16 protein-coding genes are annotated in these 19,658 nt (G+C 69.6%); 12 read left to right on the forward strand and 4 right to left on the reverse strand.

What is annotated here, in order from left to right; translation table 11 throughout:
* The first annotated feature begins 370 nt into the window (after window positions 1-370).
* The 3 genes from C3Y15_RS23055 (at window position 371) to ilvD (ending at window position 5,086) form a co-directional block, all read left to right on the forward strand.
* Window positions 371-1,963 (forward strand): aldehyde dehydrogenase (NADP(+)), encoded by a 1,593-nt coding sequence (locus C3Y15_RS23055; RefSeq protein ID WP_059897351.1) that lies wholly within the window; start codon window positions 371-373, stop codon window positions 1,961-1,963.
* The gene (locus C3Y15_RS23060; RefSeq protein WP_034193846.1) at window positions 1,956-2,978 is read left to right on the forward strand and encodes an Ldh family oxidoreductase; all 1,023 of its coding nucleotides are present in this window, start codon (window positions 1,956-1,958) and stop codon (window positions 2,976-2,978) included. Before C3Y15_RS23055 ends, C3Y15_RS23060 begins: the two co-directional genes overlap by 8 nt.
* Window positions 2,979-3,226: 248 nt before the next feature.
* Window positions 3,227-5,086, forward strand: a complete 1,860-nt coding sequence (gene ilvD / locus C3Y15_RS23065; RefSeq protein ID WP_069224586.1) for a dihydroxy-acid dehydratase — start codon at window positions 3,227-3,229, stop codon at window positions 5,084-5,086.
* A gap of 154 nt (window positions 5,087-5,240) precedes the next feature.
* Here ilvD and C3Y15_RS23070 read toward each other — a convergent pair whose 3' ends face one another.
* Window positions 5,241-6,071, reverse strand: coding sequence for an SH3 domain-containing protein (locus tag C3Y15_RS23070; protein WP_069240113.1), 831 nt, complete (start codon window positions 6,069-6,071; stop codon window positions 5,241-5,243).
* 33 nt (window positions 6,072-6,104) lie between these two features.
* Window positions 6,105-6,563, reverse strand: coding sequence for a hypothetical protein (locus C3Y15_RS23075; protein WP_069240112.1), 459 nt, complete (start codon window positions 6,561-6,563; stop codon window positions 6,105-6,107).
* Between the two features lie 311 nt (window positions 6,564-6,874).
* Between C3Y15_RS23075 and C3Y15_RS23080 the strand changes: the two genes are divergently transcribed.
* Both C3Y15_RS23080 and C3Y15_RS23085 read left to right on the forward strand, forming a co-directional pair.
* The gene (locus C3Y15_RS23080; RefSeq protein WP_059464050.1) at window positions 6,875-8,431 is read left to right on the forward strand and encodes a sigma-70 family RNA polymerase sigma factor; all 1,557 of its coding nucleotides are present in this window, start codon (window positions 6,875-6,877) and stop codon (window positions 8,429-8,431) included.
* 190 nt (window positions 8,432-8,621) lie between these two features.
* The gene (locus tag C3Y15_RS23085) at window positions 8,622-9,500 is read left to right on the forward strand and encodes a helix-hairpin-helix domain-containing protein (protein WP_011881982.1); all 879 of its coding nucleotides are present in this window, start codon (window positions 8,622-8,624) and stop codon (window positions 9,498-9,500) included.
* Window positions 9,501-9,534: 34 nt separating this feature from the next.
* Here the strand turns inward: C3Y15_RS23085 and C3Y15_RS23090 are convergent, their stop codons facing one another.
* A complete protein-coding gene (locus C3Y15_RS23090) occupies window positions 9,535-9,960 on the reverse strand; it encodes a helix-turn-helix domain-containing protein (protein WP_011881981.1) in 426 nt (141 codons plus the stop codon).
* 193 nt (window positions 9,961-10,153) lie between these two features.
* Window positions 10,154-11,668, reverse strand: a complete 1,515-nt coding sequence (locus C3Y15_RS23095; protein ID WP_011881980.1) for an acetyl-CoA hydrolase/transferase family protein — start codon at window positions 11,666-11,668, stop codon at window positions 10,154-10,156.
* Between the two features lie 645 nt (window positions 11,669-12,313).
* Between C3Y15_RS23095 and C3Y15_RS23100 the strand changes: the two genes are divergently transcribed.
* The 7 genes from C3Y15_RS23100 to C3Y15_RS23130 are packed head-to-tail and all read left to right on the forward strand — an operon-like array spanning window position 12,314 to window position 19,600.
* A complete protein-coding gene (locus C3Y15_RS23100; protein ID WP_011881979.1) occupies window positions 12,314-13,069 on the forward strand; it encodes a CDP-alcohol phosphatidyltransferase family protein in 756 nt (251 codons plus the stop codon).
* On the forward strand, window positions 13,066-13,875 hold the full coding sequence (locus tag C3Y15_RS23105) for a 2OG-Fe(II) oxygenase (protein ID WP_069246514.1): 810 nt from the start codon (window positions 13,066-13,068) through the stop codon (window positions 13,873-13,875). Before C3Y15_RS23100 ends, C3Y15_RS23105 begins: the two co-directional genes overlap by 4 nt.
* Window positions 13,872-14,873 (forward strand): HpnL family protein, encoded by a 1,002-nt coding sequence (locus C3Y15_RS23110; RefSeq protein WP_011881977.1) that lies wholly within the window; start codon window positions 13,872-13,874, stop codon window positions 14,871-14,873. Before C3Y15_RS23105 ends, C3Y15_RS23110 begins: the two co-directional genes overlap by 4 nt.
* Before the next feature lie 35 nt (window positions 14,874-14,908).
* Window positions 14,909-15,676 (forward strand): phosphocholine cytidylyltransferase family protein, encoded by a 768-nt coding sequence (locus C3Y15_RS23115; protein ID WP_011881976.1) that lies wholly within the window; start codon window positions 14,909-14,911, stop codon window positions 15,674-15,676.
* On the forward strand, window positions 15,673-17,358 hold the full coding sequence (gene aepX, locus C3Y15_RS23120) for a phosphoenolpyruvate mutase (protein ID WP_059559461.1): 1,686 nt from the start codon (window positions 15,673-15,675) through the stop codon (window positions 17,356-17,358). The genes C3Y15_RS23115 and aepX overlap by 4 nt, the downstream gene beginning before the upstream one ends.
* On the forward strand, window positions 17,355-18,536 hold the full coding sequence (gene aepY, locus C3Y15_RS23125; RefSeq protein ID WP_069246515.1) for a phosphonopyruvate decarboxylase: 1,182 nt from the start codon (window positions 17,355-17,357) through the stop codon (window positions 18,534-18,536). The genes aepX and aepY overlap by 4 nt, the downstream gene beginning before the upstream one ends.
* Entirely contained in the window at window positions 18,536-19,600 is a 1,065-nt protein-coding gene (locus C3Y15_RS23130; protein WP_059475218.1) for a 2-aminoethylphosphonate aminotransferase, read from the forward strand. The genes aepY and C3Y15_RS23130 overlap by 1 nt, the downstream gene beginning before the upstream one ends.
* Window positions 19,601-19,658 lie beyond the last annotated feature (58 nt).

The raw sequence follows: 19,658 nt of genomic DNA on the forward strand, positions 1-19,658 counted from the left end.
GGCGCATGACTGGCCGGCGCCCCCGCCGCTCGTCCGGACCGGCCGCCACCCGCACCGGCCCCGGCCCCGGCCCCGATACATCCCAGGAGACGCACCCATGCCAGCGCAACGCAACGCCCATCCGCCCGTCCCGTTGTCCCGATCCGCGGCGGCTTCGGCGGCATCGGCCGGCTCGCGCATCCGTACGACACGGCGGTCGTCGCGGCCGTCGCGCTCGTCCTCCATTACTGGGGCGCCCGCACCGGCATCCGTGCCGACGAGCTGCAGCTCGACGACGACGAAGGCTGACGCCCCGCTTTCCGCTTCTATCCGCCCCTTCCCACTCCGGCCGCACGCAGTGCGCGCGGCGCCGCATTTTCCAAGGAACCCCATGCAACTCACAGGCCAGCTCCTGATCGGCCAGACGGCCGTCGCCGGACGGAACGGCACCTTTCACGCGATCGCCGCCGCGACCGGCGAGCCGCTCGCGCCCGCATTCGGCGGCGCGAGCCCGCACGACCTCGACACGGCCTGTGCGCTCGCCGACGCCGCCTTCGACACCTATCGCGACACGCATCCCGAGCAACGCGCCGCGTTTCTCGAGGCGATCGGCCGCAACATCGTCGCGCTCGGCGACGAGCTGATCGAACGCTGCGTCGTCGAAACCGGGCTGCCGCGCGCGCGCATCGAAGGCGAGCGCGGCCGCACGGTCGGCCAGCTCGCGCTGTTCGCGGCGCTGCTGCGTGACGGCGCTTACATCGATGCGCGCATCGACCCCGCGCGCCCCGAGCGCAAGCCGCTGCCGCGCGTGGACCTACGGCTACGCAACGTCGCGATCGGCCCGGTGGCCGTGTTCGGCGCGTCGAACTTCCCGCTCGCGTTCTCGGTGGCGGGCGGCGACACCGCGTCGGCGCTGGCCGCCGGCTGCCCGGTGATCGTCAAGGCGCACTCGGCGCATCCGGGCACGTCCGAGCTCGTCGGCCGCGCGATCCAGCAGGCCGTGCGCGACTGCACGCTGCCGGCCGGCGTGTTCTCGCTGCTGTTCGACGCGTCGCGCGAGATCGGTCAGGCGCTCGTCGCCGACGCGCGCATCAAGGCGGTCGGCTTTACCGGCTCGCGCGGCGGCGGCGTCGCGCTGATGCACATCGCGGCCGTGCGCCACGAGCCGATTCCCGTCTATGCGGAAATGAGCTCGATCAACCCGGTGCTGCTGTGCCCGGCCGCGCTCGCCGAACGCCACGATGCGATCGCGGCGCAGTTCGTCGCGTCGCTCACGCTCGGCGCCGGCCAGTTCTGCACGAACCCCGGCCTGGTGCTCGCGATCGACGGCCCGGCCTTGCGTGCGTTCGAGGGCGCGGCGGTCACCGCTATCCAGGCGAGCGCGGCGCAGACGATGCTGACGCCGCACATGCATGCGAGCTACACGCGCGGCGTGATCGCACAGCGCGCGCACGGCGCGGTCGAGCTGCTTGCCGAAGGCGCCGAAGGCGGCCGCTATCAGGCGCGCGCCGCGCTGTTCGCGACGTCGGCCGACGCGTTCGTCGCGCACCCCGAATTGCGCAACGAAGTGTTCGGCCCCGCGTCGCTGATCGTGCGCTGCCCGGACGCCGATACGCTGCATCGCGTGCTGAAGTCGCTCGAAGGCCAGTTGACGATCGCCGCGCACATCGCCCACGACGACGCGCCGCTGTTCGCCGCGCTGCGCCCGACGCTCGAGCGCAAGGCCGGCCGCATTCTGGTCAACGGCTTCGGCACGGGCGTCGAGGTCGGCCACGCGATGGTGCACGGCGGCCCGTTCCCGGCGACGTCCGACACGCGCACCACGTCGGTCGGCGCGCGCGCGATCGAGCGGTTCCTGCGGCCGGTGTCGTACCAGGACGTGCCCGACGCACTGCTGCCCGACGCGCTCCGCGACGGCAACCCGCTGAACGTGCCGCAACGCATCGACGGCGTGCCGGCGCCGCGGGCAGCGCGCGATGTCTGAGCCGCGCGCCGACGTCGTGCTGGCGCTCGACGACGTCCATGCACTCGCGCTGCGGGTGCTGATACACCACGGGATGTCGCTTGCGCACGCGCATGCGATCGCCGACGTCATCACGCAGGGCCAGCGCGACGAGTGCCACTCGCACGGCGTGTATCGGCTGCTCGTATGCGTGCGCACGCTGAAGAAAGGCAAGGTCGATCCACGCGCCGTGCCGACGCTGCGACGCCTGTCGTCGTCGATCGTCGCGCTCGACGCGCATCGCGGCTTCTCGCTGCTGAGCTTCAAGACGGGGCTGCCGGTGCTCGTCGGGATGGCGAAGCAACACGGCATCGCGGCGATGGCGATCAACAACTGCTACCACTTCTCGGCGCTGTGGCCCGAGGTCGAAGCGATCGCCGCCGAGGGGCTGGCCGGCATCGCGATGAACCCGAGCCACAGCTGGGTCGCGCCGGAAGGCGGCCGCGAACCGGTGTTCGGCACGAATCCGATCGCGTTCGCTTGGCCGCGCCCGGGCGGACTGCCGTTCGTGTTCGACTTCGCGACCAGCGCGATCGCGCGCGGCGACATCGAGCTGCACGCTAAACGGGGCGACGCGATCCCGCCGCACTGGGCGATCGACGCCGACGGCCGGCCGACCACCGATCCGCACGCCGCCCTGCGGGGCGCGATGCGCACGTTCGGCGGGCACAAGGGCTCGGCGCTCGCGGCGATGGTCGAGCTGCTCGGCGGCGCGCTGATCGGCGACCTGACGAGTCAGGAGTCGCTGGCGTTCGACGGCGGCGTCGGCGCCACGCCGTGCCACGGCGAGCTCGTGGTCGCGTTCGACCCGAAGGTGTTCCTCGGCGACGACCTCGACGCGGGTCTCGCGCGCGGCGAACGGCTGTTCGACGCGATCACCGCGCAAGGGGCGCGACTGCCGTCGCAGCGGCGCTTCGACGCCCGTGCGCGCAGCATCGCGCACGGCGTGCGGATTCCGCGGGCGCTGTACGACGAGATTCTCGCGCTGGTCGAGTGAGGCGTGGCGGTGCGGGCCGGCCTACACGGCCTGCCCTGCGCGCCGCGGCCCGCGGCCGCTCATCGCCTATTGAATGGCCAAACCCCGCGTCCCACCGCCCGCTCCGACCGCCGGCGCACGCCCGGCGGCTGTGGGATAATTGCCCCGTTTGCCCAGGGCGCAGCTCAAGAGGTTGTTCGCACGGGCGCGAGAGAGGCCTTTATTCCCGTGCCTCCACCCTTTTCCGCGATATTTCTTCAGCCATCACAATGCCCACATACCGCTCCAAAACCTCCACCGCCGGCCGCAACATGGCGGGCGCGCGCTCGCTGTGGCGCGCCACCGGCATGAAAGACGACGATTTCTCGAAGCCGATCATCGCGGTCGTCAATTCGTTCACGCAATTCGTGCCCGGGCACGTCCACCTGAAGGATCTCGGCCAGCTGGTCGCGCGCGAGATCGAGGCTGCCGGCGGCGTCGCGAAGGAATTCAACACGATCGCCGTCGACGACGGCATCGCGATGGGCCACGACGGGATGCTGTACTCGCTGCCGAGCCGCGACATCATCGCCGACTCGGTCGAGTACATGGTGAACGCGCACTGCGCGGACGCAATGGTCTGCATCTCGAACTGCGACAAGATCACACCGGGGATGCTGATGGCCGCGATGCGCCTGAACATCCCGGTGATCTTCGTGTCGGGCGGGCCGATGGAAGCCGGCAAGACGCGCCTCGCGAACCCGGTCACCAAGACCATCGAGCTGAAGAAGCTCGACCTCGTCGACGCGATGGTGATCGCAGCCGACCAGTCGTACTCCGACGCCGACGTCGCCGAAGTCGAACGCTCCGCCTGCCCGACCTGCGGTTCGTGCTCGGGCATGTTCACCGCGAACTCGATGAACTGCCTGACCGAAGCGCTCGGCCTGTCGCTGCCCGGCAACGGCACGGTGGTCGCGACGCACGCCGATCGCGAGCAGCTGTTCAAGCGCGCCGGCCGCCGGATCGTCGAGCTGACCCGCCAGTACTACGAACAGGACGACGTGCGCGTGCTGCCGCGCTCGGTCGGCTTCAACGCGTTCGAGAACGCGATGACGCTCGACATCGCGATGGGCGGCTCGACCAACACGATCCTGCACCTGCTCGCGATCGCGCGCGAAGCCGGCATCGACTTCACGATGAGGGACATCGACCGCCTGTCGCGCGTCGTGCCGCAGCTGTGCAAGGTCGCGCCGAACACGAACAAGTACCACATCGAAGACGTCCATCGCGCGGGCGGCATCATGGCGATCCTCGGCGAGCTCGACCGTGCGGGCCGGCTGCACACCGACGTGCCGACGGTCCACGCGCCGACGCTGAAAGATGCACTCGACCAGTGGGACATCGTCCGTACGCAGGACGAAGCGGTGCGCAAGTTCTACCTGGCCGGCCCGGCCGGGGTCCCGACGCAGGTCGCGTTCAGCCAGGACACGCGCTGGCCCAGCCTCGACCTCGACCGCGCCGAGGGCTGCATCCGCTCGTACGAGCACGCGTTCTCGAAGGAAGGCGGCCTCGCCGTGCTGACCGGCAACATCGCGCTCGACGGCTGCGTGGTGAAGACGGCCGGCGTCGACGAGAGCATTCTCGTGTTCGAGGGTTCCGCGCACGTGACCGAGTCGCAGGACGAAGCGGTCGAGAACATCCTGAACGACAAGGTCAAAGCCGGCGACGTGGTGATCGTGCGCTACGAAGGCCCGAAGGGCGGCCCCGGCATGCAGGAAATGCTGTACCCGACGAGCTACATCAAGTCGAAGGGGCTCGGCAAGGCATGCGCGCTGCTGACCGATGGCCGCTTCTCGGGCGGCACGTCAGGTCTGTCGATCGGCCATTGCTCGCCGGAGGCGGCCGCGGGCGGCGCGATCGGCCTCGTGCGCGACGGCGACCGCATTCGCATCGACATCCCGAACCGCACGATCGACGTGCTTGTGTCGGATGAAGAACTCGCGCGCCGCCGCGAAGAGCAGAACGCGAAGGGCTGGAAGCCGGCGCAGCCGCGTCCGCGCAAGGTGTCGGCGGCGCTGAAGGCCTATGCGAAGCTCGTGATGTCGGCGGACAAGGGCGCGGTTCGCGACCTGTCGCTGCTCGACGACTGACCGTCGCCTTAGAGGCCGGGAACGGGCCGGAGACGGGCTCGTTCCCGGCCTCTACCCGAGCCCCACCCGCAGCCCGCCGGCCGGATCGGCAAGCTGCCCAAGCCGCTCTTCGGAGCGGCTTTTTTTCGTCCCGCGGCAACGCGGGCGCCGCGTGTCAGCGGCGAAACTCGTCGTTGCCGACGCCGCCGCCGTGGCCGCCGCCGGCATTTCCGCCACCTTGCGACCGGCCGCCGTAACCGCCGCCGCCTGGGTTTCCCTGCGGCGGCAGCATGCGCGGCCCGCCGCCCGGCCCGGGCGCCGGGCGCACGACGGCTGAACCGGGCGCCGGCCCGGGTTGCGGCGCCGCGTGCGGTGCGGCTGCCGGGCCCGGTTGCGGCGCCGCGTGCGGTACCGGCGCCGCCTGGGGCATCGCCTGTGGGGCCGGCATGCGGTTCGGTCCACCCCAGCCGCCGCGCGTGGCCGACGGCCGCGTATCGCGCTGCGCCGGCGGAGCGCCGCCGGGCGCGCGCTGGATCGGGCCGCCCGGCTGCGGGTGTCCCTGTCCCGGCGGGAGCCCTCCCGGACCGATGCGCGGCTCGGCGCGATGCTCCCAGCGATCGCGATCGTGGAACCACGGGCGCTTGCGGTAATAGCGGTCCCAGTACGCGCCGATCGCGAACCCGGTGACCGGTACGCCGACGATCGCGCCGTATTCGATCAGCGGCACGTAGTAGCCCTGGTATGGATAGTCGAGCTGCTCCGCGTCGATCCAGCCACGCACGCCAGGCAGCGCGACGTCGCACCACGAGTAGTCGCTCAGGCAGCCGAACACGTCCACCGCGGTGCCCGGCGGAAGCTGAGCGACCACCGGATAGTCGGGTGCCGGCCCGGCATAGAGCGCCGCGACCGAGTTCGTGTAGGCGCTGCTTTGCGCGGCGGCGATGCCCGGCGCCGCGGCGATGCCGAACAGGACGACGCACAGACTTCGAATCATCGTTTTGCTCATGGTGCTCTCCCGCGCGGTGCAGCCGCGCGTCCTTCAGTGTCGATGGCCGCCGTGGTGTCCGCCGCCCCAGTGCCCGCCGCCGCCCCAGTATCCGCGGAAACCGAAGCCGATCGAGATCGGCGGCCCGTACCAGCCGGGGTAGTACGCCGGATAGTACGCGGGGTAATAGACCGGATACGGCACGTAGGCCGGTGCGACATAAACGGGGGGCGGCGCGTAGGTGTAATCAGGCGGCGGCTCGGCTGGAGCTGGAGCTGGAGCCGGAACCTGGGCTTGGGCCCGAGCCGGCGCCCGAGCGGGGGCTGGAGTCGGCGCCGGTGCAGCCGCGGACGCCCCGCTCGCCGGCGCGACGAGAAGCTCGCGCTGCGACAGCAGTGCGGGCGCCGGTGCGTAATACGGTGCATAACCGTACGGCCCCGTGTAATAGCAACCACTCAGCGCGAGCATGACCAACGCCAGCGCGGGTCGCTTCGCAGCGGAAAGGGAAATCATCGAATGCTCCGGACGAAATCGGCGCGCCGCCGCGCGGCGCGCGCCTGTATCTAGCTTACGTCCCCTGCATATTTCTGCGGGTTTGATCGGTGACTTTTTGTTTCGCCGCATGAATCGGGCCGATGCGGCCCCACAGGCACGCCGCCTGCTTGCGCGTCTGCCGCGCCGACATTGAAGTTGGCGCGATCGCCCTCACGTTGGATATCGAGTCAGGCTGGCCGGCGCGGACGGGCGTTCGCGGCCCCCGGCGACCTGAAACCCGCGGACCTTCGGCCCGCCCATACAGGAGCGCGGCTCACGCCGCTATCGACATGACCCTGCCACGCCCCACGCTTCGGGCGGACACGCCCCTCGATCCGATCATCCAGCTGCTCGCGCGCGCCGGCGAGCAGGGATATCTGACGCACGCCGACCTCGTCGACGCGCTGCCGCCCGACAGCGACAGCGCCGATGCCCTGGAAGTCGTGCGCGCCGCGCTCGCGGACATCGGCATCGACGTGCTCGACGAGCCGGCCGCGCCCGCGCCGTTCGTCGGCACGACGCCGGTCGACGTCGATCGAGACACGCTCGACGAGAGCCGCGCGCTGCTCGGCGACCTCGCCCGCGGCGCGAGTGCGTCCACCGATCCGATGGCGCTCTACATGCGTCGTATCCATGCGGTGCCGCTGCTCAAGCGCGAGGATGAAATCGTGCTCGCGCGCGAAATCGAAACGGGCCGCCATCAGATCCTGCACGCGCTCGCCGGCTACCCGCCGGCGGTCGATGCGCTGCTGGCGCGCCACGGCGCGGCGAGCGCGACGGACGCGGCCGGCGACGAAGACGACGACACGCCGAACGACGAATCGCGCGCGCGGGCATTCGCACGCCGGGACGCGTTGCGCGACGCGCTCGCGACGCTGCGCGGCGCGCTGCACGCGCAGGGCTGCCGTTCGGCCGAATACCGCGACGCGCGCAACCGCGTGGCCGCGCTGCTCGGCGAGCTTGGCTGGGCCGTCCCGGCCGTCGACGACGCGAGCCGCGTCGTCGATGCACTGGCGCGCGCGCCCGCCAACGCGGCCGGCGATGCCGGCACCGACGCGGCGTGCTTCGATGCGCCCGCGCGGCGCGCGCTCGGCGCCGCGCTGCGCGACGGCCAGCAGAAACTGGGCGACGGCACGCGCGCGATGCTGGAAGCGAACCTGCGGCTCGTGCTGTCGATCGCGCGCAAGTACGTGAATCGCGGCGTCGATCTGCCCGACCTCGTGCAGGACGGCTGCCTCGGCCTGATGCGCGCGATCGAGAAGTTCGAATACCGGCGCGGCTTCAAGTTCTCGACCTACGCGACCTGGTGGATTCGGCAGGCGGTCGCGCGCGCGGTGGCCGACCGCTCGCGCACGATCCGCGTGCCGGTGCACGTCGGCGACCAGTCGCAGCGCGTGCAGCGGCATGCGCTGCGCTTTCGCCAGCGCCACGGCCGCCGCGCGACGCCGGCGGAGCTCGCCGCCGACACCGGCCTCGCCGAGGACAAGCTGCGCGCGTTGCTCGCGCTGCCTGCCGAGCCGCTGTCGCTCGATACGCCGCTGCCGGACGCGGAAACCGGCCTCGTCGACCTGATCGAGGACCAGACCTCGGCGAGCCCGTTCGAACGGCTGGCGAACACGCGCATGCGGGAATGCGTGAGCTCGCTGCTGCGCTCGGTCACGCCGACCGAGGCCGACGTGCTGCGTCGCCGGTTCGGCCTCGGGGGCGCCGAGCCCGACACCTACGACGCCATTGCGCAGGACGCCGGAATGTCGCGCGAGCGCGTGCGGCAGATCGAGAAGCGCGCGCTCGCGACGTTGCGCACGGCCGCGCAGGCGGAAGGCGCGCAGTCGTTCCTCGACGCATAAGCGGCCACGCGCGACGCGCCGCACACCGGTGCGAACGCGCGCGTGTGGGCTGCCGCACGCCCGCAACGTTCGCCGTTGATGCGCGTCAATTTCCATCCGTCACGGGCCGCGACAATGTGCTGAAATGAAGCGTGCTGCGGCGCATTGCGCGCCGCGTCCATCCCGTTTGCGCTTGCCCCGGTCCCGCGCCATGGAAACGACCATCAGCCACACCGACGAGGAAAACCGGCAGATCGCCGACCATCTGCGCGAGGCCGCGCAGTTGCTTGCCGACCAGGGAGCGAATCCGTATCGGGTGGCCGCCTACCGCGCGTCCGCCGATACGATCGAATCGCTCGACGAAGCGCTGCGCGCGCGGTTCGACGCGGGCGGCGTGGATGCGCTGGGCGCGCTGCCGGCAGTCGGCGCAGGCGTCGCGCAGGCGATCGCCGAACTGCTGGTGAGCGGCCGCTGGCGTCTGCTCGACCGGTTGCGCGGCGACGCCGAGCGCGTGTCCGCGTTCGAGGCCGTGCCGGGCATCGGCCACGGGCTCGCGCTGCGCATTCACGACCAGTTGCAGATCGATACGCTCGAGGAGCTGGAGCGCGCCGCGCGCAGCGGCCAGCTCGAAGCGATCGCGGGCGTCGGCCCGCGGCGTGCGGCCGGCATCCGCGCCGCGCTCGACGACGTGTTGAGCCGCCGCCGACGCTGGCAAGGCCATGCGCGCGACGCCGGCCTCGGCACCGAGCCGCCGGTCGAACTGCTGCTGTATATCGATCGCCTGTACCGCAACAAGGCGGCCGCCGGCATGCTGCCGACCCTCGTGCCGCGCCGCCTGAACGCGGACGTCAGCGTGTCGCCGCCCGTGATGCACATGACGAAGGGCGGCTGGCATTTCACCGCCCTGGCCGCGTGCCCTGCCCGCGCGCAGGAGCCGTCCGCGACCGCCGATTGGGTCGCGCTCTATTTCTACGATGCAACGCAGCGCGAACAGTTGCGCACCGTCGTCACCGGGACGCTCGGCGCGCTCGCCGGCAAGCGGGTCGTGCGAGGACGCGAGATGGAATGCCGCGTGTATCACGCGGGATGACGGGCCGTACGGCGTTCTAGCCCGTTCTGGCTCGTCAAGGGCTATCCGGTTTCGTCCGGCGCGCCGGGGCGCGATGCGCGGCGATGCGCAGCAGCTTGCGAAACGACGGACATTCGAGATGGCTCGGCGCCGGACAGGCGGCTGCATGTCGCAGCGCGTCGCGCACCGAGCCGAGGCGGCGGATCGTACGGTCGAGTTCGTCGGCCTTGCGCTCGAGCGTCGCGCGGTCGATCGCCGGTCGGCCGTCCGCGCCGAACATCGCCAGCATGTCATCGAGCGAGAAACCGGCTTCCCGGCCGAGCGCGATCAATGCGAGACGCTCCAGCACCGACGCGTCGTACTGACGCCGCAGCCCATGCCGTCCGCTCGGCACGATCAAGCCCTTTTCCTCGTAGTAGCGCAGCGTCGAGGCGGGGAGCCCCGAGCGGCGCGCGACCTCGGCGATATCCAGACGATTCATGCTTGGCCTCGAGTGAACTTGAAGCCGCAAGATAGTCGCTCGACCGTTCCGATACAAGCGCGACGCGTGCGTGCCGCCGCGGGGGTTGCGGCGTGATTGGAGCCGCCCGCCGCGCATGCAGCGCGGCAGCGACAAATTAACGGCGCGGCGGGGGCGCACGCGCGGCGCACGCCCCACTCCGCGCCGGTCAGGCTCAGACCTTCATCGAGCCGGTGCGCACGAAGCGCTCGTGCCACGACAGCGACTCGGCGAGCAGATGCGGCGTGTGCTTGCCGAAGCTCTCGCGCGACGCGCGCTCGAAGTAGTCCTCGAGCATCGGCCGGTAATCCGGGTGCGCGCAGTTCGCGATGATCTTGCGCGCGCGCTGCTTCGGCGACAGGCCGCGCAGATCGGCGAGGCCCTGCTCGGTGACGACCACCGCGACGTCGTGCTCGGTATGATCGACGTGGCTCGCCATCGGCACGATCCGCGAGATCGCGCCGCCCTTCGCGGTACTGGCCGACATAAAGCACGACAGATAGCCGTTGCGCGCGAAGTCGCCCGAGCCGCCGATGCCGTTCTGGATCTTCGTGCCCATCACGTGCGTCGAGTTCACGTTGCCGTAGATGTCGGCTTCGATCATCCCGTTCATCGCGATGCAGCCGAGGCGGCGCACGAGTTCCGGATGGTTGCTGATCTCCTGCGGACGCAGCAGGATCTTTTCGCGGAACGTCGCGATTTCGTCGGCGAAACGCTGCACGGCCGGCGGGCTCAGCGACAGCGCGGTGGCCGACGCGAAGCTCAGCGTGCCGTCGTCGAGCAGGTCGAGCATGCCGTCCTGGATCACCTCGGTGTACGCGGTGAGGTTCGAGAAGCCGGCCGTGCTCAGTTCGGCGAGCACCGCGTTGGTGATGTTGCCGACGCCCGACTGCAGCGGCAGCAGGTTTTCCGGCAGCCGGCCGCGCTTCACTTCATGACGCAGGAAGTCGATCAGTTGCGTCGCGATCTGCTTCGACGTGGCGTCCGGTGCGGAGAACGCGTTGCTGCGATCGGGCGCGTCGGTTTCGACGATCGCGACGATCTTCTCGGCCGGGCAGCGCAGGTACGGTTCGCCGATGCGGTCGTCGCTCTTCGTGAGCGGAATCGGCTTGCGGTGCGGCGGCAGCGCGGTGCCGTAATAGACGTCGTGCATCCCGTCCAGGCCGAGCGGCTGGCGCGAGTTGACTTCGAGGATCACGTGCTTGGCTTGCTCCAGCCACGTCTTGTTGTTGCCGATCGACGCGGACGGAATCAGCAGGCCGTCCTCGCGGATGCCCGCGACTTCGACGATCGCGACGTCGAGATCGCCGTACAGGCCGAACCATGCGTACTGAGCGACGTGGCTCAGGTGGACGTCCTGGTAATCGACTTCGCCGTTGTTGATCTTGTCGCGCAGCGTCGGGTCGGACTGGTACGGCAGACGCATCGAGATGCCGTCGGTGCGGGCGAGCGCGCCGTCGAGTTCAGGCGCGGTCGACGCGCCCGTCAGCACGTTGATCCGGAACGTTTCGCCGCGGGCGTGGGCCGCCTCGATGTGCGCGGCGAGCGCGGCCGGCACGGCCTTCGGATAGCCGGAGCCGGTGAAGCCGCTCATCGCGACGGTCATGCCGGGACGGATCATCGCGGCGGCTTCGTCGGCGGTGCGGACGAGCGAACGCAAAGCGGGAGCAAGGATGCGTGAAGAAGACATGGCTATATATCTGAAGCTTCTGGTCTGTCGTTGACGTCGCGGGGGGTGTCTCCTGAGCGACGCGAAGCCCTTGGGGCCGCGAGGGCGGCCCGGCACCACGGGCACGGTCCGAGTATCGCAGACGCCGTCGTCGCGAAATGTCAGCCCGAATGAAAAAGATTCTTGCCGGATGCGCCTGATATCGAACGGCACTTCTGTGTCAGTCGGTCGTAATTTGACCGAATGCGACAGAAAGCAATTCGAAAGAAAACGGCCATTCTCGCCCGGACAGCTTACGAAATGCTGAACGTCGACCGAGCGAAAACCGTCCGGATCCGGCGTCGGCAACCGGGCAATCCGCGCACGCCGAGCGCTTCGCGAATCGCTGCTGCGAATTGTCGCGCGGCGCCCCGTCTCGACCCGTGACCGAGATCAAAGCCGCACGCCCGCGCGGATCCGCGCCGAGCGCCGCTGCGCGGCCCGCCGGCCCTTGACGGCGGCGCGCGGCGAACCCCGCTGGAACCGGTACGATCCGAAGGCGGGAACGCCAATTCACGGGCCCGGATTACAACTTGCCAACACCCGGAATACTCCGTAACACAGGCACATGTCAGGACATTGGTCCAAGGAAAAGCAACAAATTACAATTCCGTATATATTTCGCCGATGGACCAAAGAAAAACCGCCAACCGTTCCGAGCCCCCCCTGCCCCGTACCTGGGATGCGCGGCTCGCGCGCGCGCTCGTCCGACCGCTGATCGACACGCCCGTTACCCCCAACCACCTCACCACCCTGCGCCTGCTGATCGGCGTCGCGGGCGCGTGGTGCCTCGCGCAAGGCGGCTTCGGCTGGATCAACGCCGGCGCGCTGCTGATCGTGCTGTCCAACTTCGTCGACCATACCGATGGCGAGCTCGCCCGCATCAGCGGCAAGTCGAGCAAGATCGGTCACTTTTACGACCTCGCCGCCGATGCGCTCGTCACGGTCGCGCTGTTCGTCAGCATGGGCGTCGGCGTCGTCGCACAGGGCGGCCAGATGATCGCGTCGCCGGTGCTGCTGGGCGCCGCGGCCGGCGCGGCCGTCGCGCTGATCTTCTTCCTGCGGATGCGGATCGAATCGATCGCCGGCAAGGCAGGCACCAAACAGGCATTCGCGGGCGGCTTCGAGACCGAAGACGTCCTCTACCTGCTGCCGCTCGTCACGCTCGTCGACGGCGTGCAGCCGTTCCTGCTCGCGGCGTCGATCGGCGCGCCGCTGTTCGCCGCATGGGTCGTGATCGACTGGTGGCGCGTCGTGCGCCGCGACGGCGCCGCGCAATCGAACGCCGCGCCGCAGGTCTTCATGTCCCCGTCGAGCGGCCGCGCACGCAGCGACCGGCCGGGCGGCACTCAAAATCAAACTGAAATCCAGGCTTCCAAATGACTTCTAGCACGCGCGACGACTCCGTGCTGAGCCCGGCACGCCCCGCGCCTGCGCGCGCGGCGGCAGCCGATCCCGATCGCACCGTGGCCGACTGCGTCGGCCGTCTCGACGTCGATCGCCTGCGCGGCGACTACACGCGCCAGGGATCGTTCCTGTATCTGGACAGCTTCCTGCCGCCCGACGCGCACGCGAAACTCGCGGCCGCCGCACGCGCGATGCAGGCCGGCCTGAACCGCAATTACCTGCCCGGCCACAAGCAGGGCGGCAGCGTGAGCCGGCACACGATCGACGAACAGGCGCCGTACATCGCCGAGCTGTACCGCTCGAAGGCGCTGATCGGCTTCCTCGAGAAAATCACCGGCGACAAGCTGATGCTGTCGCCGGACGACGATCCGCACGCTTACGCGCTGTACTACTACACGAAGCCGGGCGACCACATCGGCTGGCACTACGACACGTCGTACTACGACGGCCGCCGCTACACGCTGCTGTTCGGCGTGATCGACGATTCGACGTGCCGGCTTGACTACGAACTGCACACCCGCAACCCGGACGTGCCCGACGAAGCGGGCTCCGTGCAGATCGCCGACGGCGGCATCGTGCTGTTCGACGGCGACAAGCTGCGCCATCGCGTCACCCCGCTCGGCCAGAACGAGATGCGCGTGTCCCTCACGTTCGAATACGTGACCAATCCCGGCATGCGGCCGTGGAAGCGCTTCGTCTCGAACATGAAGGACGCGATCGCCTATTTCGGCTTCCGCCAGGTGTTCAAGCAGCTGGCGACGCGACGCGCGACCGGGTTATGACACGCGCTGGCCTGATCCTGCTGTCCGTCGGAACGGCATTGTTCGTCGCGCTGCTCGCGTGGCAAGGCGTCGGCGCCGTCGCGTCGACGTTCCTCGCGGCCGGCTGGGGCCTCGCGCTCGTCGCGGCGTTCCACGTCGTGCCGCTTGTGATCGACGCGCTGGCGATATCGGCGATGTTCCGCCGCGGCCAGCCCGGCGCCGCGCTCGGCAACGCGCTGCGCGCGCGCTGGGTCGGCGAGTCGGTGAACAGCCTGCTGCCGGCCGGTCAGATCGGCGGCCCCGTGCTGATGGTGCGCTACCTCGCGCAGCGCGGCACGCGGATGGCCGACGCGGCCGCCACGGTCACCGTCAGCACGACGATGCAGGCGCTCGCGCAGATGGCGTTCGCGTTGATCGGCATCGCCGCGTTCAGCGCGTATGCGACGCACGAATCGGTCACGCACCTGCGCACGCCGGCGCTGATCGCCACCGGCGTGCTCGGCGCGCTCGCCGTCGCGTTCTACGCGGCGCAGCGGCGCGGGCTGTTCGGCCGCGGCATGCGTCTCGCGTCGAAGCTGCTCGGCCCCCGCGACTGGTCGTCGCTCGCGACGCGCGCCGACGCGATCGACCATGCGGTCGGCGCGCTGTACCGCGATCGCGCGAAGGTCGCGAAGACCTTCGCACTAAGCCTCGTCGGCTGGATCGTCGGCACCGCCGAGGTGTGGCTCGCGCTGCACTTCCTCGGCCACCCGGTCAGCTGGCTCGACGCGCTGCTGCTCGAGAGCGTCGGCCAGGCGATCCGCGGCGCCGCGTTCGCGATCCCCGGCTCGCTCGGCGCGCAGGAAGGCGGTTACCTGCTGCTCGCGCCGCTGGTCGGACTGCCGCCCGACGCGGCGCTCGCGCTGTCGCTCGCAAAGCGCGCGCGCGAACTCGCGCTCGGCCTGCCCGGCCTGCTCTATCTGCATTTCAGTGAAAGAAACTGGCAACGGCGCCATGCGCCGCAGCCGCTCGCCGACTGATCGTTCAGATCGCCGGCTTTTTGGTTGGAGAACCCATGCGAGCCATCATTCTTGCGGCAGGCCTCGGCTTGCGCCTGCAACAACCACCCGAGGCGCAATTTCCGAAATGCCTGCTGCGCTTCGACGACGTGTCGCTGCTCGAGCGCCATCTGCGCGTGCTCGACGCCGCGGGCGTCGATGAAATCGTGCTCGGGCTCGGCTTCCAGGCCGCGAAGGTCGAGCAGGAATTGAAGCGCCTCGGCCGCAGCGCCGAGATCGTGCTGAACGAGCGCTACGACCTCGGCAGCGTGCTGACCGTGCACACCGTCGCCGACGCGATGACGCGCGGCGGCGACGTGCTGCTGATGGACGCCGACGTGCTGTACGACGAGAACATCCTGCACGCGCTGGTGGCGAACGCGGACCGCCCGGTCGATCGCCTGCTGATCGATCGCGACTTCGAGGCCGGCGACGAGCCCGTCAAGCTGTGCCTGAAGAACGGCGTGCCGGTGGAACTGCGCAAACAGCTCGCAGTCGATCTCGACTACGACACGATCGGCGAATCGGTCGGCTTCTTCCGCTTCACCGAGGCCACCGCGCGCCGCCTCGCGACGATCGTCGCCGGCTACGTCGACAGCGGCCGCGCGAACCTGCCGCACGAGGAAGCCGTCCGCGATCTGCTGCTCGAGGGCGGCCATTCGTTCGACGTCGCCGACGTCACCGGCATGCCGTGGATCGAGATCGACTTCCCGAACGACGTCGCACGCGCGACCCAAGACATCCTTCCCCTGATCCAACGCACGACCGCAGGAGCCGCACGATGAACGCACGCGAACCCAACTTCTCCGAATCGCGCAGCGCGCGCCTGCGCCGCATGCTGGTCAGCGACCAGCTCGAGTTCCTGATGGAAGCGCACAACGGCCTGTCGGCGCGGATCGTGCGCGAAGCCGGCTTCAGGGGAATCTGGGCGTCGGGCCTCGCGATCTCCGCGCAATTCGGCGTGCGCGACAACAACGAAGCGAGCTGGACCCAGGTCGTCGACGTGCTCGAGTTCATGGCCGATGCGAGCGACTTGCCGATCCTGCTCGACGGCGACACCGGCTACGGCAACTTCAACAACGTGCGCCGCCTCGTGAAGAAGCTCGAGCAGCGCGGCATCGCCGGCGTGTGCATCGAGGACAAGCAGTTCCCGAAGACCAACAGCTTCATCGACGGCGAACGCCAGCCGCTCGCCGAGATCGAAGAATTCTGCGGCAAGATCAAGGCCGGCAAGGATTCGCAGAGCGACCCCGACTTCTCGATCGTCGCGCGCGTCGAGGCGCTGATCGCCGGCTGGGGGATGGACGAGGCGCTGCGCCGCGCGAACGCGTATGCCGAAGCCGGCGCCGACGCGATCCTGATCCACAGCAAGCTGTCGCGCCCCGACGAGATTCTGCAGTTCGCGCGCGAATGGAGCGGCAAGGCCCCGCTCGTGATCGTGCCGACCAAGTACTACAGCACGCCGACCGACGTGTTCCGCCAGGCCGGCATCAGCACCGTGATCTGGGCGAACCATCTGATCCGCGCGTCGGCCTCCGCGATGCAGGCCGTCGCACGCGAGATCCACGAGAACGAAACGCTGATCAACGTCGAGGACCGCGTCGCGTCGGTCAACGAGATCTTCCGCCTGCAGGACGCCGACGAATACTCGGCGGCCGAGCGCATCTACCTGTCGTCGTCGTCGCGTGCGTCGAACGCCGCGATCGTGCTCGCCGCGAGCCGCGGCAAGGGGCTCGAGGCCGTCACCGAGGACAAGCCCAAGGTCATGCTGCCGGTCGCCGGCAAGCCGCTGCTGCGCTGGCTCGTCGACGGCTTCAAGAAGCATGGCGTGAACGACATCACCGTGGTCGGCGGCTATCGCGCCGACGCGATCGACACGTCGGGCATCAAGCTGGTCGTGAACGAGCGCCATGCACAGACGGGCGAGCTCGCGTCGCTCGCATGCGCGGCCGAACGCCTGACCGGCGACACCGTGATCTCGTACGGCGACCTGCTGTTCCGCAGCTACATCCTGCGCGACCTCGCGGAGAGCGAGGCGGAGTTCAGCGTCGTCGTCGATTCGTCGCTGACCGAAACCAACCAGAGCGTGCGCGACTTCGCGCTGTGCTCGGCGGCCGACGATCGCGGGCTGTTCGGCCAGAAGACGTATCTGCAACGCGTGTCGAGCGACGTTGCCGCCGGCGCGCCGCACGGCCGCTGGATCGGCTTGCTGAACGTGCGCGGCGCGGGCGTCGAGCGGCTGAAGGCGATGCTCGCAACGCTGCAGGCGCGCGCCGACTTCGACACGCTCGACATCCCGTCGCTGCTCAACGAGCTGATCGCCGCCGGCGAGAAGATCGAAGTGCAGTACGTGCACGGCCACTGGCGCGGCGTCAACGATCTCGAAGACTTCCGTCGCGCGGGCGACTTCGCGCACGGCCAGACGCCGCTGTCGGAGCCGGGCACCGCCAACGGAGGCGCGCAATGATCGAAGCGGCGCAGTTCGTCGAGGCCGCGCGCGAGCGCGGGTTCGACTGGTACGCGGGCGTGCCGTGCTCCTACCTGACGCCGTTCATCAACTACGTGCTGCAGGATCCGACGCTGCATTACCTGTCGGCGGCCAACGAAGGCGACGCGGTCGCACTGATCGCCGGCGCGACGCTCGGCGGCAAGCGCGGCATCGCAATGATGCAGAACTCGGGCCTCGGCAACGCCGTGAGCCCGCTCACGTCGTTGACGTGGACGTTCCGGCTGCCGCAGCTGCTGATCGTCACGTGGCGCGGCCAGCCGGGCGTGCCCGACGAGCCGCAGCATGCGCTGATGGGGCCGATCACGCCGGCGATGCTCGACACCATGGAGATCCCGTGGGAAACGTTCCCGACCGACCCCGAACAGGTCGGCCCGGCGCTCGACCGCGCGGTCGCGCACATGGACGCGACGGGCCGTCCGTACGCGCTCGTGATGCAGAAAGGCAGCGTCGCGTCGTATGAGTTGAAGGCGAACCCGGCGGCCGCGCCGCGCGCGCACGTCGCCGCGCAGTCGGGCGCGCGCGCCGCATCGCCGGCCGCGTGGCCGACGCGCCACGACGCATTGCAGCGCGTGATCGCGCATACGCCGGTCGATTCGACCGTCGTGCTCGCGTCGACCGGCTTCTGCGGCCGCGAGCTGTATGCGATCGACGATCGGCCGAACCAGCTGTACATGGTCGGCTCGATGGGCTGCGTGACGCCGCTCGCGCTCGGTCTTGCGCTCGCGCGCCCGGACCTGCGCGTGGTGGCCGTCGACGGCGACGGCGCCGCGCTGATGCGCATGGGCGTGTTCGCGACGCTCGGCACCTATGGGCCGTCGAACCTCACGCACGTGCTGCTCGACAACGGCGCGCACGAATCGACGGGCGGTCAGGCGACCGTCTCGCAGCATGTGTCGTTCGCGGGCGTGGCTGCCGCGTGCGGTTACGCGTCGGCCGTCGAGGGCGACACGCTCGACGTGCTCGATGCGACGCTCGCGGCGCAGGCCGACGGCACACAGTTCGTACGGGTCGCGATCCGCACCGGTGTGCCCGACGGGCTGCCCCGCCCGACCGTCACGCCGGTCGAAGTGAAGACGCGCCTGATGCGGCATATCGGCGCCGCACGGACCGAAGCCCACGTTGAAGGAGCCCATTGATGCTGCTGCTCAATCCCGGCCCGGTCACGCTCAGCGAACGCGTGCGCCGCAGCCTGCTGCAACCGGATCTGTGCCATCGCGAAAGCGAATTCTTCGATCTGCAGGACGAGGCGCGCGCGCGACTCGTCGCCGCGTATGAGCTCGATCCGGCCGAATGGGCCGCCGTGCTGATGACCGGCTCGGGCACCGCCGCCGTCGAAAGCATGATCGCGGCGCTCGTGCCGCAGGACGGCAAGCTGCTCGTGATCGAGAACGGCGTATATGGCGAGCGCATCACGCAGATCGCGACGCAGTACGGAATCGCGCACGACGTGCTGAAGCACGAATGGATGCAGGCGCCCGATGTCGCGGAAGTCGCCGCGCGGCTCGACGCGGGCGGCTATTCGCACGTCGCGGTGATTCATCATGAGACGACGACGGGCCGGTTGAACGATCTCGGTGCGATCGCCGACGTGTGCCGTGCGCGCGGCGTGAAGATGCTCGTCGATGGCGTGAGCAGCTTCGGCGCCGAAGCGATCGACTTCGGCGGCGGCGTGATCGATGCCGTTGCCGCGACCGCCAACAAGTGCCTGCACGGCGTGCCCGGTGCCGCATTCGTGATCGTGCGTCGCAGCGCGCTCACGAAGGCCGCGAGCCGGACTTACTATCTCGATCTCGGCCGGCTGGCGAAGCTGCAGGATCAGCGCAATACGCCGTTTACGCCTTCGGTGCATGCGTATTACGCGCTCGTCGAAGCGTTGCGCGAGTTCGACGAAGCCGGCGGCTGGCGCGCGCGGCATGCGCGTTACAAGGCGCTCGCCGATCAGGTCCAGGCCGGGCTCGCCGCACGAGGGATGCCGCTGGTGTTGCCCGAAGGTGAATCGTCGGTCGTGTTGCGTGCGTACCGGTTGCCGCAGGGCGTGGCGTATGAAGCGCTGCACGACGGGTTGAAGGCGCGCGGGTTCGTCATCTATGCCGGGCAAGGCGGGTTGTCGAAGGAGCTGTTCCGCATCTCGACGATGGGCGCGATCGAGGCCGCGGATGTCGAGCGGTTGCTGGAGGGGTTTACGGCGTTGACGCGGTGAGTGGTGGTTGCAGGTTGCGTCAAGGAAAAGGCCCGTGAGGGCCTTTTTTGTTGGGTAG

Source organism: Burkholderia sp. B10, assembly GCF_004368385.1.
Classification (GTDB): domain Bacteria; phylum Pseudomonadota; class Gammaproteobacteria; order Burkholderiales; family Burkholderiaceae; genus Burkholderia; species Burkholderia vietnamiensis.